The following is a 15,312-nucleotide window of genomic DNA, read 5'->3' on the forward strand; positions in this document are numbered from 1 at the left end:
GAACAATGGATTTCTCATTGACAGAAGAACAGCAACTGATGGCCGACACGTTCGTCGAGCTCATGGAGTCGCGCGCATGGGAGACGTACTTCAATGAGTGTGACGAGAACAAGGAATACCCGCAGGAGTGGGTTGAGGCCCTGTGCGAACTCGGCTTCGATCGCATCCTCCTGCCCGAGGAGTACGAGGGGCTTGGGCTCGGCTGGCAGGAACTGACCGCGGTCTACGAGGCGCTCGGGCGCATGGGCGGCCCCACGTACGTGCTCTACCAGCTGCCGGGCTGGGGCACGATCATCCGCGAGGGCAGTGAGGAACAGAAGGCCACCATGTTCGAGTTCCTCGGCTCTGGCAAGCAGATGCTGAACTACGCCATGACCGAGCCGAGCGCGGGTTCGAACTGGGACGACATGCGGACCACCTACACGCGCCGGGACGGCAAGATCTACCTCAACGGTCACAAGACCTTCCAGACCTCCGGCATGAAGGTTCCCTACCTGGTGGTCATGGCGCGCAACGCAGAGGACATGTCCGTCTACTCGGAGTTCTTCGTCGACATGACGAAGGCCGGGATTACGCGCGAGCCGCTCAAGAAGCTCGGCCTGCGCATGGACTCGCTCGCCGAGGTCTACTTCGACGACGTCGAGCTCGACGAGTCCGACTTCTTCGGCATCGAGGGCGGCGCGTTTAAGCGCGGCGTCCAGGACTTCGATCTCGAGCGTTTCCTCGTGGCCCTGACCAACTACGGCCAGGCCTACTGCGCATTCGAAGACGCGGCCAAGTACGCCAACCAGCGCATCCAGGGTAAGGAAGCCATCGGGCGCACCCAGCTCATCCAGCTGAAGATGGCCGACATGATGATCGCCATCACCAACATGCGCAACATGCTCTACGAAATCGCGTGGAAGCACGACAACGGCCGCCTCGGCCGGGGTGACTGCTCGATGGCCAAGTACTACTGCTCGCAGGCCTCTTCGATGGTCATCGACCAGGCGCTGCAGATCCTGTCCGGAGTTGGCATCACCGGCGAGCACCGCGTCCAGCGTTTCTACCGCGACATCCGCGTGGACCGCGTGTCGGGTGGCACGGACGAGATGATGATCCTCGCCGCCGGCCGCGCCGCTCTCAAGGAATACCGCTAAAGGACCGAGGAAGGAAGTCATCATGGAAACCGTGAAGCCCTCGTTCGGAGTACTTGACGACGTCAAGGTCCTGTACTCCGCCGTGGAAATCGCAGCCCCGTCCGCCGCCGAGATCATGGCCGAGTGGGGAGCAGACGTCACCTGGATGGAGAACATCTGGACCGGTGATTCCGTGCGCGACACGAAGTGGGTCAAGGAGATGGAACGTCGCAACCAGCGCTCGATTTCCCTCCACCCCTTCTCCGATGAAGGCAAGGAGATCATCGCCAGGCTCGTCAAGGACGCCGACATCTTCATCGAATCCTCCAAGGGCCCCGCGTGGGCGCGCAAGGGGATCACCGACGAGTGGCTGTGGGAGATCAACCCCAAGCTCGTCATCGTTCACGTGTCCGGCTTCGGGCACTGGGGTGATGAGCAGAAGGTCAACGCCGCGGCCTACGACCTGACGGTCGCCGCCTACGCGGGCCTCGTCGCCCAAAACGGCACTCCCGAGCTGCCCACCAACCTCCACCCGTACACTGCCGACTACGTCAACTCGCTCATGGTGGTCTCCTCCGCGCTCGCGGCCTTGCACAAGGCCCAGATCACGGGCCAGGGCGAATCGATCGATCTTGCCATGTATGAGACGGCGCTGCGCGTGGGTACCTACTACATGATGGATTACCTCAACGACGGCGTGAAGTACCCGCGCCCGGGTGGCCGCCATCAGAATCTGTGCGCGATTGGCATCTACGAGTGCGAGGACGGGTTCCTCGGACTGTGCTGCTACGGAGTCGACCAGAACAAGTACCTGCTCGAGACCATCGGCCTGGGCGAGCTGTGGGGAACCGAGGAGTACCCGGAGGATACCTCCGCGCTGTGGCTTGACGGGCCGAAGGCGGATCTCATCCAGGAGCGCCTCACCGAGTACCTCAAGACTCAAAAGCGCTACGACGTCGAGCGCGACTTTTCCGCCCACCGCATCGCCGCCCAGGTGGTGATGGAGTTCGAAGACATCCTCGCGGAAGACCATGTGGCCAAGCGTGAGAACTTCATCGAGTGGGAGAACGCGGATGGCGTGAAGGTGCGCGGCTTGAACACCGTGCCGAAGTTTGCGCGTAATCCTGGCGGATTCTGGCGGCCGATGCCCCCGCTCGGCGGGGACACGCGAGACGTCCTCGAGCGGGCCGGCTTCTCCGAGGAGGACATCGAGCGGTTCGCGAAGTCGGGCAAGGTCAAGTTCGCCAACTAGCGAGCGCGGACACGATGAACAGATTGGAGGTGTGAGGTGATTACTCAAGCGCAGGGGCTGACGTTGTTTGACATCTGGGACAGCCAGGTGCGGTTGCGGCCGCAGGCGGAGTTTCTCGTCTACGAAGACCACGCGTGCGATACCGTGCGGACCTGGACCTACCGGGAGTTCGACGAGGAGATCAACCGCACCTCCAATCTGTTCTTGTCCCGGGGAATCGGGGCCGGTGACGCGGTTGCCGTCCAGCTCAACAACTGCCCCGAGCTCATCGAGTGCATCTTCGCACTGTGCCGGATCGGCGCGATCTACGTGCCGATCCACCCGGAGTACACCGTGGAAGAAGCCAGGACGATCATGGCCGATTGCGATGCGCACACGCTCGTGATCGAGCAGTGCTTCTTGGATTTCGACCCGGCTTACGGCGAGGGGCTCGACACGATCGTGGTTGGGGGAGACTGTGTCGATGTGTGCTTCACACAGCTCAAGCAGACCCAGGCCATCACCGCTCCCGCTCGGCGCGTTGAACCGATGCCGATCATGGAGATCCTCTACACGTCAGGGACGACGTCGGCGCCGAAGGGCGTGATGATCACCGAGCAGAACTTCGTCTTCTCGGGGTACTACGTCAACTGGCAACTCCAGATGCGCGAAACCGACAGGTACGTGACGACGATGGCGGCAAGCCACGTCAACATGCAGCTCAGCGCGCTGGCACCTGTTGTGACGGCGGGTGCCACGCTGGTCCTGCTGCGCCGATACTCGGCCAGGCGCTTCTGGACGCAGGTGCGCAAGCATGGCGGGACCCTCGTGCAGGCCATGGCCATGATGGCGAAGACCATGATGGCTCAGCCGGTGAGCCCGGGTGAGACCGAGCACGACGTGCGGGAGGTCCACTACTTCCTGCCCATGTCAGCCGCGGACAAGGAGCGTTTCGAAGCTCGCTTCAACGTGCGCCTGCTCAACAACTACGGCTCGACCGAGGACCTGGTGGGGGTGGTGACGGACTATCCCACCGGGCCCCGCAACTGGCCATCGATCGGCCGTGTCGGCCCCGGCTACAACGCGCGGATCATGGGTGACGACGGCGAGCTCGGGCCCGGCCAGGTGGGCGAGATCCAGATCCAGGGGGTGCCCGGCGTGTCGCTCATGGCGGGCTACTGGAAGAAGCCCGAGCTCACGGCGCAGACCCTCGTGGACGGCTGGCTGCCCACCGGCGATTTCGGTTACGTCGATGAGGAGGGGTGGATCTACTTCACCGACCGTCACACCGACATCATCAAGCGCTCGGGGGAGAACATCTCGTGCGCCGAGGTCGAATCGGTCCTCGCCCGTTACCCGGGAATCGCTGAGGTGGCGGTGGTCGGCGTCGAGGACTCGATTAGGGATCAGGCCGTCAAGGCCGCGATTGTCGCCGAGCCCGGGGCCAGGATCGACGTCGATGACCTCACCGAGTTTTGCCGGAGCTATTTGGCCTACTTCAAGATCCCCACCGTTATCACCTTCCTCGACGCCCTTCCGCGCGGCACGTACGGAAAAGTCCTCAAGTCAGAACTCAAGTAGATACAGTGAAAGGAATTGAACAATGACGATCAAGACCGAGATGGTTGGACAGACCTTTGGTCCGTTCATCCGCGAATACACCTTCCGTGATCTTGAGCTATTTGCCCTGGGTTGCGGTGCGGGAATTGACGGCCGCGATGGCCTGGAGTACCTCAACGAGAAGGACGAGCGCAACCCGCAGCTCAAGGTCCTGCCGATGTTTGGAGCCATGCTCATCGTTGATTCGGAAGTGACCCGGACCATCGACTACGGCTATAACTACGCCGGCTCCCTGCACTGGGGGTTCGACATCCGCTTCCACCAGCCGATCACGAAGATGGCCGACACCGTGCAGACCAAGGTCAAGCTCGAAGGACTCTACGACCGCGGTGAGGGGCGGGGCCTGCTCGCCCAGCATATCGGCGACACCTACGATTCGGACGGCAACCTCCTGTTCACGAACGAGTCCTGGGACTGCCTCATTTACGACGGCGGCTGGGGCGGCCCGGCCGCGCCGAAGGACATCGTTGACATGCCCGAGCGCGAGCCGGATGTCGAGGTGGCCGAGCGCATTCCTGAGAACCAGGCGCTGATCTACCGCCTGTCGGGTGACTACCACCCGCAGCATATCGACTGGGATTACGCGGCAGCCAACGGCGAACCGCGCCCGATCCTCCACGCGATCTCGTATGCGGGCATTGTCATGCGCCACGCGATCAACGAGTTCATGCCGGGCGAACCGGAGCGCATCAAGCGTTTCAAGACCCGCATCACCTCGCCCGTCCACCCGGGCACCACGCTGAAGACCCAGCTGTGGAAGGTCGGCCCCGGCGAACTGCGCTTCCGCCTGGTCGACGTCGACGTCGAAGAGACGGGCGCGAAGCCGCACCTGAACTGGGGAATCATCGAATTCGAAGAGTAGAACGCGTTGGATCCCATGAGTGGGTCGAGCCAAAGAAAGGAGTAACCGTGAACAACGAGCCAAAAGTCAGCCTCGACGATATCGGGATGTCGCCATTCCTCGTGCGGCTCACCGCGTTTTCTGCCGGTGGCCCGTTCCTGGAGGGCTACGTCCACGCGATCATCGGCGTGGCCTTGCTCAAGATGGTTCCCGACCTGGGTATTGACGATACCTGGAAGGGAATGATCGGCGTTGCCGCCCTCGTTGGTCTTTTCTTTGGCGCCATCTTCGGTGGTTACTTGACGGACCTCATTGGCCGAAAGCGGATGTTCATCATCGACGTGATGTCCATTGCGGTGCTCTCGGTCCTGTGCATGTTCGTGAGCGGCCCACTCATGGTGGTCCTTTTGCGTTTCCTTATCGGCGTCGCCGTTGGCGCGGATTACCCCATTGCCACGTCCATCATCGCCGAATTCACCCCGCGCAGGTATCGGGCGATCACGATGGGTTTCCTCGCGGCCGTGTGGTACCTCGGCGCGAACGCCTCGTACCTGGTGGGCTACTTCCTGCTTGACATCGACAACGGTTGGCGGTGGATGCTCGGCTCGTCGGTCATCCCGTGCGTCGTCATCCTTCTTGGCCGCTGGTCGATCCCGGAATCGCCGCGGTGGCTCATGTCGAAGGGGCGCCACGAGGACGCGGCGAGGATCGTACGCGAAACCTTCGGCCAGAACGTGGTGATCGAGGACGAGGTGGCCGAGCATACGTCCTACTCCGCGATCTTCCGCCGGCCCTACTTCAAGCGCATGATCTTCGTCGGGATCATTTGGCTGTGCCAGGCCATCCCGATGTTCGCGGTCTACACCTACGGCCCGGATATCATCGCCGCCTTCGGTCTGGGCGAGGGCAGGGCTGCCCTCATCGGGGAGCTGGTCATCGGCACGTTCTTCATGCTCGGAACGATCCCTGCGATGTTCCTCGCGGAGTACTGGGGCCGCCGCCCGCTGTGCATCTGGTCCTTCGTCATCATGACGGGCGCCCTCGCCATCCTGGGCGTCGTGCCCGCCACCTCGATGGCCTTCGTCATCATTGTTTTCGGCATCTACGCCTTGGCGTCGGGCGGGCCCGGCAATCTGCAGTGGCTCTACCCGAACGAGATCTTCCCGACCTCAATTCGGGCTTCAGCGATGGGCACGGCGATGGCCTTCTCACGCATCTCTACCGTGATCTCGATCTTCGTCCTGCCCGGCTTGCTGTCCACCTACGGCAATGGCCCGATGATGGTCGCCGGCGCGCTGATCTCGCTCATTGGCCTCATCGTCTCGATCGCGTGGGCGCCCGAGACCCGCGGCCTCACCCTGACCGAGGCCGGTTCGAGCGAGTGGAAGGAACGGTAATGTACAGCATCGATGTGCGGGTGGTGGGCTCGTGGAAGGCGAACTGCTACCTGTTGCAGTCCGACTCCGGCGTCGTCATGATCGACCCGGGAGCTGAACCCGAGGTACTCCTTCGCGCCCTGGGGGAGCGCAAGCTGGAGGCCATCCTCCTCACGCACTGCCACTCCGACCACATCGGGGCAGTCAACGAATTGGTCGCCGCCACGGGGGCTCCCGTCTACATTGGCGTGCACGACGCCGTCGGCGCAGCTGACCCCCGACTGTCCGGGTTCGCCGACGAGGGCTCGGACTACGCGGTCGAGGAGGTGACGGCAGAGTGGGACGATGAGACGATCTTCAGCTGGTCGGGCGGCAGGCTCCACGTGATCGCCACACCGGGCCACACGCCAGGATCGATCTGCCTCCTCGACGCCGACAACGAGGTGCTCTACACGGGCGACACGCTCTTTTCCAACGGGATCGGCTCCACGCAGTACGCGCGGGCAAACAGGCGCGACCTGCTCACGTCGCTCAAGAAGCTGGGCACCCTGCCCGACGACATCCGGGTGCTCCCTGGGCACGGGCAGCCAACCACGATGGGAACAGAAAAGCTACGAAATCCGTATTTGGTATGACATCGACCCGGTGTCATACACCCCAAGCTCGCCGGCCGACCTGACGGGCCGGGGCACGAAGTCAAGATGAGGAAGGAGGTCAGTGATCAGGTCATGAGCGTACTCAGGAATCTTTTCCAGGAAGCAGTCAACATCGTTGGGCGGAAGCCAGATGGAGCGCAGGAGCACGGAACCCTCGATGGCGTCCACCAAGCGCACGATCGACACGTCAGACGGGATCTCGCCTGCCTTCTTGTAGTACCACAAGCCTTGGCGCAGGGTCTCCAGCGGGTCGGTGCAGACGTACCGGCACGCTTGCTGGACCACGGGTACATCCGTGGGCGCCTCGACGATGAGTCGGCGGATGGCGGCAGAGTATCGGCCGAGGTAGGCGTGCATGCGCGCGTCAATTTCCTCGAAGAGCACGTCGTACAGGGTCTTCCCCGTGAACTGGCGGCGGGGATAGGCGTGATGAAACGCCGTGAGCAACAGGGTTTCGGCGGTAGGCCAGCGCGAGTACAGCGAGGACTTCCCAACGCGTGCGCGTTCGGCGACCTTCGTCAGATTAAAGCCGCTCCAGCCGGTTTCGCCGTAAAGCAGGAGGGCGGCGTCGTAGACGCGCTCGTGAAGAGAGAGCGTCGCTTCTTCCTGAGGCGCCGTTATCGACAACGAGGTCACTCCCTTCTTCCCGTCGTTGGAAAAGTACAGACAGTCTAACCCTTACCAAGAACCGACAACAGACCAAATAGCAAGACAGGCACCTTCGCGGGTGCTGACAACTACCGAAAATCACAGAAGGAGTGGAAATGTCCATCATCGTGGCATACAAGTACGCGGGTAATCCGCAGGACGCGAAGGTCAGTTCCGACGGCGTCGTCGATTGGGCGCGAGTGAAGAAGGCGGTGTCCGAATACGACCCGGTCGCGGTGGAGCTCGCCAGGAGCCTCGCCGCCGAGGGCGCCGGCGAGGTCGTCGGCGTGTGCGTGGGCGGGGCGGACGTCGCCTCGTCGCTGGCCAAGAAGAACGCCCTGTCCAAGGGGCTCGACCGCGCGCTCGTGGTGGCCGACGACGCGACCGCGGACTGGTCGAACACGCAGACCGCTGCGGCTCTCGCCGAGCTGGTCAAGAGGGTCGACGACGTCAAGGCCGTCTTCACCGGCGACGCTTCGGTGGACGAGGGCGCCGGCGTCATGGGTCCGCTCCTCGCGGGCGCGCTCGGCTGGCCCTGCCTGCTCGAAGTCCTCTCGGTTGAGACGGCCGGCGACGGCGTGAAGATCCGCCAGCGCACCGAGTCCGGTACCCGGACGGTCGAAACCTCCGGGCCCGTGGTGCTGAGCGCGGCCACGGACGCGGTCGAGGTCAAGGCCGCGTCGATGAAGGAGATCCTTGCGGCGGGCAAGAAGCCGCTGGAGACCGTTGCCCTGGCCGACCTCACGGTGGCGGAGGTGGGCCGCAACGTCCAGGCGGCTCGCCAGCCTGAGATGCGCGAGCGCAAGAAGATGGTTTTTGAGGGAGACAACGCGGCGGCGCAGCTGATCGACGCGCTCAAGGCCGACGGTATTTTGTAAAGGAGAGAACACATGTCGACCATTATTGCTTTGAATTCCAACGTCTCGACGATGCTTGCCTGGGCGAACGAACTGCCCGGTGAGGCCGCCGTCATCTCTGTCGGTTCTCCCGACCTGCCGATGGCCCACGCCGACGTGGCGCTGGGCGAGGGCGTCCCGGAGGAGGCCGTCGCTGCCGGCCTCGCCGCCCACGTCGACACCACCGGCTTCGTCTTCCTGCCCGCCACCCCGGCCGGGCGCGTGTTTGCCGGCGCGATCGCCGCGGCGGCAGGCCTGCCCGTCGTCACCGGCGCCAAGGGCGTGCGCGATGGCAAGGTGCTCGCCGCCCGCTTCGGCGGCATTGTCGAGGAGGAGATCGGAGCCCCCGCCGTCGTCCTCGTCTCGGGAGGCGCGCCGGTTGAGGGCGAGCCCGTGGCCGGAGATCCGCTGGCTGCCGACGCCGCCGATCTGCGCGTGAGCGCCACCGAGAGCGCCGAGACCAAGTCGGTCAACCTCGGCGCGGCGAAGAAGATCGTGGCTGTGGGCCGCGGCTTCAAGAATGAGGACGACCTCAAGCTGGCCTTCGACCTCGCCTCCAAGATGGGTGCAGAAGTGGCCTGCTCGCGGCCGATCGCCGAGGGCAACAACTGGCTCGGGCGCGACCGCTACGTGGGCGTATCCGGTCAGCACGTGACCCCCGACCTCTACCTCGCCGCCGGCATCTCCGGCCAGATCCAGCACACCGCGGGCATGAACGAGGCCAAGACGGTCGTCGTCGTGAACTCGGACAAGAACGCACCCTACTTCGAGCAGGCCGACTACGGCATCGTGGGCGACCTGTACTCGGTGCTGCCGGCCCTGACCGAAGCGCTGTAGCCATGGCAGAGGTGGATTTCGACGTCATTGTGGTCGGCGGCGGCGTGGCAGGATCAGTCTGTTCCTACCTGCTCGCCAAAGACGGCTATGAGGTTTTGCTGATCGAGCGCGGTGTCGAGCCGGGGTCGAAGAACCTGTCCGGCGGCGTGTTCTACTGCCGCGTCATGCAGGAGATCTTCGATAACTTCCTCGAGGAGGCACCCATCGAGCGCGTCATCACGCGCAATTGCCTGAGTTTCCTCAACAAGGACAACTTCGTCAACATTGACTACTGGGACGGCCGACTGAGCGAACCGGTCAACGCCGTGACGGTGCTTCGCGCGAAGTTCGATCCGTGGCTCGCCGAGCAGTGCGAGAACGTGGGCGTGACCGTCATGCCCGGCGTCAAGGTCGACGAACTGGTTCGCGACGGCGGCCAGTTCGTGGGCGTGCGCGCCGGCGAGGACGAGCTACGCGCTCATGTCGTGGTGGCAGCCGACGGCGTCAACTCCTTCCTCTCCCAGTATGCGGGCATCCGCGCCAAGGAGCCGAAGGAGAACCTGGCCGTGGGCGTCAAGTCGGTCATCGCCCTCGACCCGGAGGTGATCGCGGAGCGCTTCAACCTGACGGGCGACGAGGGCGCGGCGTACGCCGTCGTGGGTGATTGCACCCAGGGCGTGGCCGGAGGCGGCTTCATGTACACCAACCGCGACTCCATCTCGATTGGTATCGTGGCCCGCCTCGACGACCTCGAGAAGTCGGGCAAGAGCTCCTCCGATTTGCACGACCACTTCCTCACCCACCCGGCGATCGCGCCGTTCCTCAAGGACGGCGAGCTCCTCGAATACGGGTGCCACCTGGTGGCCGAGGGCGGGAAGAAGATGCAGCACGACCTGGTCCACCGCGGACTCCTCGTCATCGGAGACGCCGCGGGATTCACGCTGAACACGGGCTTTACCGTGCGCGGCATGGATCTCGCGGCAGGCTCGGCCCGCGCCGCGGCCTCGGTGATTTCCGACGCGCTCAAGGCCAAGGATTTCTCTGCCGAGGCGCTGGGGAAGTATGTCGAGGAGTACAACGCCTCGTTCGTCGGCAAGGACATGGACACCTATGCCAAGGCCCCGGACTTCCTCGAAAACCCGGCGATGTACGGGGACGTGGGGGAGCTGGTCGCAGACGTCCTCCACGGCGTCTACAACCACGACCTCACGCCGCGTAAGCCGCTGCTCAAGGTCGTCATGGGCGCGGTGAAGAGGTCTCGCCTATCGCTGGCGGGGCTTGCGAAACTCGGTATCAGTGCTGTGAGGTCGATGTAAGATGGCAAACTTCGAACCGGGAACGATCAATGATCGTTTGGCGATGAACGTCTACGAGATTGACGAGGGCAATCCCCACATCGTGGTCAACCAGGAGCGCGTGCGTGAGACCGGCGCGGCGAAGCTGTTGGTCAACGTGTGTCCGGCCCACGTGTACTCGGAAGAAAACGGCGAGGTTGCGGTGGAATACGCCGCCTGTCTCGAATGCGGCACGTGCCTTGCGGTCGCCCCGCCAGGGACGCTGACGTGGCACTACCCGGCAAGCTCGATGGGAGTGGTCTACCGCGAGGGGTAGGAGCGCCGGGCGTTTGAAAACACTGGACGATTCCGGGGCGATCTGCGCATATACGAAGATCGCCCCGGAATCGTCCAGAGTTTTTTAATCTGGCCGAGCGATGAGGGGCGCCCAGGAGAGTAGCCCCTCCGCAGCCCCGGGCTTTGGTCCCAAAACGCGCCGACGCGCCGAAAGTTACGGTTTAGTAACAATGATCACGGGCGCCCACACCTTCCCGCGTCATGGCGTCAGGCGGCCGGCCGAGAAGAGTCCGACGCGCCGCTAACTTACCCTACCGTTCGGTAACTTGCGTTAGTCTGTCCACATGACTGGCCTCGTTGACCACCGCCGGAGCGTCACCTCCACCCAGGACGTGCTACGCACCCTCGCGCGCGCCCCGCACCTGACGACCATCCGCGCCGACGTCCAGACCCAAGGCCGCGGACGCCTCGGCCGCACGTGGGAGTCGGGCGCGGGCCGCTCGCTGCTCGCTTCCACGCTCGTGGTCCTTCCCGCCGTCCCCGCCCTGCGCGAGCGCGGCGGCTTCCTCACCCTCATCGGCGCGCTGTCGATGCGCGCGGCCTTCGCCGACTTCGGCGCGCCCGCGAAGGTCAAGTTCCCCAACGATGTGGTCATCCGCGGCCGCAAGATCTGCGGCGTGCTTGGGGAGTTCTACGCCGACATGTCCGCCGCGCGCGGGGAGCTAAGCGCCGCGATTGGCGTGGGCGCCAACGTCTTCCAGGAGGGCGACGAGCTATTTGAGGGCGCCACCTCGCTTGCCGCCGAGGGCCTCCTTCCCGCCGAGGACCTCCGTCCCGACGACGCCGACCCCGCCGGCATCCTCCTCGATCGCTACCTTGCCGAGCTCGCGGCGCGGGTCGAAGCCTTCGCCGCCGATCCGAACGCCCCCGCCACTGCGCCCATCATCGCCGAGCTCAACGTCCACCTCGCCCAGCGCGGGCAGCAGGTGAGCGTGGCGGGCCGCACCGGCGTCGTTGACGAGATCGGGCCGCACGGCGAGCTCATCCTCACCGCCGCCACCGCCCCCGCGTCCACCAGCGTCCCCGCGTCCAGCGCTCGACCCGAGGTGGCCACCCCCGCACGCATTCGGGTCTACCCGCACGAGGTGGCCATGTTCGCCGAGCACAACTGCTGACAGAAAGGACCTCAATGAAGATCCTCATCGCCAACCGCTCCGAGATCGCCCTGCGCGTGATCCGCACGGCTACGGAGCTGGGAATCGACACCGTGGTCGGCTACGCGGACGCCGACTTCGACACCCCGTTTACGCGCGCGTCCGGTGAGGCCCACGCACTCGGTGGCGACACGCTGGCCGAGACCTACATGAACGGTGACAAGCTCATCGAGCTCGCGCGCGCCACCGGCGCCGCCGCCGTCCACCCCGGCTACGGCTTCCTCTCCGAAAGTCCAGAGTTCGCCGAGGCCGTCGTGGCTGCGGGCCTGACGTGGATTGGGCCGTCGGCGGACACGCTGCGCGAGCTGGGGGACAAGATCAGCACTCGCCAGCTGGCCGAGCGCGTTGGCGTCCAGCCGGTGCCGGGTATCTCCGAGCAGATCAGCGGCCGGGCCGAGGTGGAGGACTTTGTGGCCCGCTGGGGCTACCCGATCGTAACGAAGAAGGCCGACGGGGGCGGTGGGCGCGGCATCACCATCATTCGCGACGACGCCGGGCTCGACCACTTCTTCCAGGCCGCCGGCCCCGACCCGCAGGGCGTGTTTGTGGAGAAGTTCCTCGAGACCGCACGGCACGTAGAGACTCAGTGCATGCGCGACGTCCACGGCAACTTCGCCGTGGTCTCCACGCGTGACTGCTCGGTCCAGCGCCGCAACCAAAAGCTCATCGAGGAGGCCCCCGCGCCTGGGCTCACGACCGAACAGGAGGCGACGCTCGAGCGCTACTCGCAAGCCCTGTTCGACGGGGCCGGCTTCGTGGGGCTGGGCACGTGCGAGTTCCTCGTGGGGGAGGAGATCTTCTTCCTCGAGGTCAACCCGCGCTTGCAGGTGGAGCACACGGTGTCCGAGGAGGTCACGGGCCTTGATCTTGTGGCCGAGCAGATCCGTATCGCCCGCGGCGAGGCCATCAGCCCGGTCCCATCCCCGCGCGCGCATTCCTTCGAGTTCCGCATCACGTGCGAGGACCCGGCGCGCGACATGCAACCCTCGCAGGGCACCGTCGCGGCCCTCACCTGGCCGCTCGGCCACGGCGTTCGTATCGAGACCGGGGTGGTGGCCGGCGACGTCGTTACCTCCGGTTTCGACTCGATGCTCGCCAAGGTCATCGTCACTGCTCCCACGCGCGACGCCGCCATCGCCCGTTCCCTGCGCGCACTCGGCGAGTTCCGCCTGGACGGGCTGGCCACCCCGGTCCCGCTCTACCGTGACATCATCGCCGACCCCGACTTCGCCGCCCTCCACTACTCCACGCGCTGGTTCGAGGAGTCCTTCCTCCCCGCCTGGAACGCCGAGCATGCCGAGCACGCTGGCACGACGCCGGCGCCCGCCCCCGCGGAGGCGCCCGCCGAGCGGCAGACCTTTACCATCGAGATCGACGGGCGTCAGGCCACCCTCACCGTGCCCAAAGGCATGTTCGCCCAGGGAGCGCCCCAAACCCCGCGTCCTCAGCCCCTGCGCCGCTCCTCTCGCTCCAGGACGGTGCCAGAGGCTGGAGAGGCGGCCAGCGGCGACGTCCGCTCGCCGATCCAGGCGATCGTGGTGCGGGTGGTGACGGAGCCGGGTGCCGTCGTCGCCGAAGGAGACCTGCTGGTGGTGCTCGAGTCCATGAAGATGGAGAGCTACGTCTATGCCCCGCTGGCCGGCCGAGTGGAGGACGTGGCCGTGGAGGCCGGCTCGAGCGTGGCGGCCGGCACCGCCCTGCTGACCATCACCCCCGAAGAGAAGGAGTGACCATGTCTCACATTGTTGACGAATCCTTAACGATTGACACTACCTCGCGCGAGATCGACCGGGAGGCCTTCATCGCCTACGCCGCCTCGCTCTCGGTGAAGGCGGAGGGCAAGGCGCTCGAGTGCCAGCACGCCAAGTCAAAGCTCACGGCCCGCGAGCGCATCGCCACCCTCCTGGACGAGGGCAGTTTTTCCGAGATCGGCCAGTTCGTGGGCGGGAATGTGGCCCAGGGCTTTGCCGGCGCGGCGGTGGTGTGCGGGCTGGGCACGATCGGCGGGCGGCGCGTGGCCGTCTACGCCCAGGACTTCTCGGTGCAGGGCGGCACGCTCGGCGAGGCCGAGGGTAACAAGATCATCGCCACGATTGACAAGGCACTGTCCCTGCGTATCCCCGTGATCGGGATCATGGATTCGGGCGGCGCGCGCATCCAGGACGGCGTGGTGGCCCTCGGCCAGTACGGACGCATCTTCAAGCGCACGTGCGCCGCCTCCGGCGTTATCCCGCAGATCTCGCTGATCCTCGGCCCGTGCGCTGGGGGAGCGGTGTACTCCCCGGCCTTGACCGACTTCATTATCATGACCCGCGAGACCTCGCACATGTTCGTCACCGGCCCGGACGTGGTGCGGGCGACGACGGGCGAGGACGTCTCCTTCGCCGACCTCGGCGGGGCGCAGGTCCACAACTTCCAGTCCGGCGTGGCCCACTACCTGGCCGAGGACGAGGAGGACGCGCTCGACTACACCCGCACGCTTCTCACCTACCTGCCAGCCAACTGCGACGACCAGGTCCCCGCCTACGACTTCGACCTGGCGCTCGCGCCTGCGGCCCCCGCGGACCTGTCGGCCCTGGTACCCGAATCGACGAAGGTGCCCTACGACGTCGTCGAAGTTATCGAAGCAATCGTGGACTATGGCGAGTTCGTGCAGATCCAGGAGTTCTTCGCCCGCAACATCGTGATCGGCTTCGCCTGCATTGAGGGCCGCTCGGTGGGGATCGTGGCGAACCAACCACTGCACGACGCCGGCACGCTCGACGTGGACGCTTCGGAGAAGGCGGCCCGCTTCGTTCAGTTCTGCGACGCCTTCAAGATCCCCGTGGTCACGCTGGTGGACGTGCCGGGCTACCGGCCGGGCACCGAGCAGGAGCAAGCCGGTATTATTCGCCGCGGCGCGAAGCTCATCTGGTCTTATGCCACCGCCTCGGTGCCGCTGGTGACCGTCATACTGCGTAAAGCCTACGGAGGGGCCTACATCGTCATGGGCTCCAAGTCGTTGGGCGGGGACCTCGTCTACGCCTGGCCCGGCGCCGAAATCGCGGTGCTCGGGGCCGACGGCGCCGTGGCGATCGTCCACCGCCGTGAGCTTAAGGCCGCCGAGGCTGAGGGTCGTGGCGACGAGGTGTTCGCCGAGCTGTCCGCCCGCTACACCCGCGAGAACGTCAACCCCTACCTGTCCGTGGCACGCGGCGAGCTCGATGGCATCATTGCCCCGAACGCCACCCGCTCCACCATCGCGGTCTCGCTCGAGGCCCTCCAGTCCAAAACCACCATCCACCAGGGCCCTGCCCGACACGGCAACATGCCGATGTAGCCCAAG

14 protein-coding genes are annotated in these 15,312 nt (G+C 65.1%); 13 read left to right on the forward strand and 1 reads right to left on the reverse strand.

What is annotated here, in order from left to right; all coding sequences use genetic code 11:
• Nucleotides 1-5 precede the first annotated feature (5 nt).
• From caiA to AQZ59_RS06700, 6 genes are read left to right on the forward strand one after another with little or no spacing between them, the layout of a single operon-like run.
• Nucleotides 6-1,139, forward strand: coding sequence for a crotonobetainyl-CoA dehydrogenase (caiA, locus tag AQZ59_RS06675; RefSeq protein ID WP_062613899.1), 1,134 nt, complete (start codon nt 6-8; stop codon nt 1,137-1,139).
• Between the two features lie 22 nt (nt 1,140-1,161).
• Nucleotides 1,162-2,370 carry an L-carnitine CoA-transferase gene (gene caiB, locus AQZ59_RS06680; protein ID WP_062613900.1) on the forward strand — a complete coding sequence of 403 codons (1,209 nt, stop codon included), beginning with the start codon at nt 1,162-1,164 and terminating at the stop codon, nt 2,368-2,370.
• Nucleotides 2,371-2,406: 36 nt separating this feature from the next.
• Nucleotides 2,407-3,930: an AMP-binding protein gene (locus AQZ59_RS06685; RefSeq protein ID WP_236698687.1), complete on the forward strand. Its 1,524-nt coding sequence runs from the start codon at nt 2,407-2,409 to the stop codon at nt 3,928-3,930.
• Nucleotides 3,931-3,952: 22 nt separating this feature from the next.
• A complete protein-coding gene (locus tag AQZ59_RS06690; protein WP_062613901.1) occupies nt 3,953-4,831 on the forward strand; it encodes a MaoC/PaaZ C-terminal domain-containing protein in 879 nt (292 codons plus the stop codon).
• A gap of 47 nt (nt 4,832-4,878) precedes the next feature.
• Nucleotides 4,879-6,207, forward strand: coding sequence for an MFS transporter (locus AQZ59_RS06695; RefSeq protein WP_236698688.1), 1,329 nt, complete (start codon nt 4,879-4,881; stop codon nt 6,205-6,207).
• On the forward strand, nt 6,207-6,821 hold the full coding sequence (locus tag AQZ59_RS06700; protein WP_070444965.1) for an MBL fold metallo-hydrolase: 615 nt from the start codon (nt 6,207-6,209) through the stop codon (nt 6,819-6,821). Before AQZ59_RS06695 ends, AQZ59_RS06700 begins: the two co-directional genes overlap by 1 nt.
• Here AQZ59_RS06700 and AQZ59_RS06705 read toward each other — a convergent pair.
• Nucleotides 6,798-7,469, reverse strand: a complete 672-nt coding sequence (locus tag AQZ59_RS06705) for a TetR/AcrR family transcriptional regulator (protein ID WP_160326880.1) — start codon at nt 7,467-7,469, stop codon at nt 6,798-6,800. The genes AQZ59_RS06700 and AQZ59_RS06705 overlap by 24 nt on opposite strands.
• Before the next feature lie 137 nt (nt 7,470-7,606).
• Here AQZ59_RS06705 and AQZ59_RS06710 point away from each other — a divergent pair, with 137 nt between their 5' ends.
• The 7 genes from AQZ59_RS06710 to AQZ59_RS06740 all read left to right on the forward strand — a co-directional run bounded on the left by AQZ59_RS06710 (nt 7,607) and on the right by AQZ59_RS06740 (nt 15,306).
• Nucleotides 7,607-8,368 carry an electron transfer flavoprotein subunit beta/FixA family protein gene (locus tag AQZ59_RS06710; RefSeq protein ID WP_062613903.1) on the forward strand — a complete coding sequence of 254 codons (762 nt, stop codon included), beginning with the start codon at nt 7,607-7,609 and terminating at the stop codon, nt 8,366-8,368.
• Between the two features lie 12 nt (nt 8,369-8,380).
• Nucleotides 8,381-9,223: an electron transfer flavoprotein subunit alpha/FixB family protein gene (locus tag AQZ59_RS06715; RefSeq protein ID WP_062613904.1), complete on the forward strand. Its 843-nt coding sequence runs from the start codon at nt 8,381-8,383 to the stop codon at nt 9,221-9,223.
• A gap of 2 nt (nt 9,224-9,225) precedes the next feature.
• Entirely contained in the window at nt 9,226-10,518 is a 1,293-nt protein-coding gene (locus AQZ59_RS06720; RefSeq protein WP_062613905.1) for an FAD-dependent oxidoreductase, read from the forward strand.
• A 1-nt stretch (nt 10,519) separates the two neighbouring features.
• Nucleotides 10,520-10,813: a ferredoxin family protein gene (locus tag AQZ59_RS06725; RefSeq protein ID WP_062613906.1), complete on the forward strand. Its 294-nt coding sequence runs from the start codon at nt 10,520-10,522 to the stop codon at nt 10,811-10,813.
• 304 nt (nt 10,814-11,117) lie between these two features.
• Nucleotides 11,118-11,948, forward strand: coding sequence for a biotin--[acetyl-CoA-carboxylase] ligase (locus tag AQZ59_RS06730; protein WP_062613907.1), 831 nt, complete (start codon nt 11,118-11,120; stop codon nt 11,946-11,948).
• Nucleotides 11,949-11,962: 14 nt separating this feature from the next.
• Nucleotides 11,963-13,717, forward strand: a complete 1,755-nt coding sequence (locus AQZ59_RS06735) for an acetyl/propionyl/methylcrotonyl-CoA carboxylase subunit alpha (RefSeq protein WP_082661208.1) — start codon at nt 11,963-11,965, stop codon at nt 13,715-13,717.
• Between the two features lie 2 nt (nt 13,718-13,719).
• Entirely contained in the window at nt 13,720-15,306 is a 1,587-nt protein-coding gene (locus AQZ59_RS06740; protein ID WP_062613908.1) for an acyl-CoA carboxylase subunit beta, read from the forward strand.
• The last annotated feature ends 6 nt before the right edge of the window (nt 15,307-15,312 follow it).

The sequence above is a fragment of the Trueperella bernardiae genome, assembly GCF_001469025.1.
Classification (GTDB): domain Bacteria; phylum Actinomycetota; class Actinomycetes; order Actinomycetales; family Actinomycetaceae; genus Trueperella; species Trueperella bernardiae.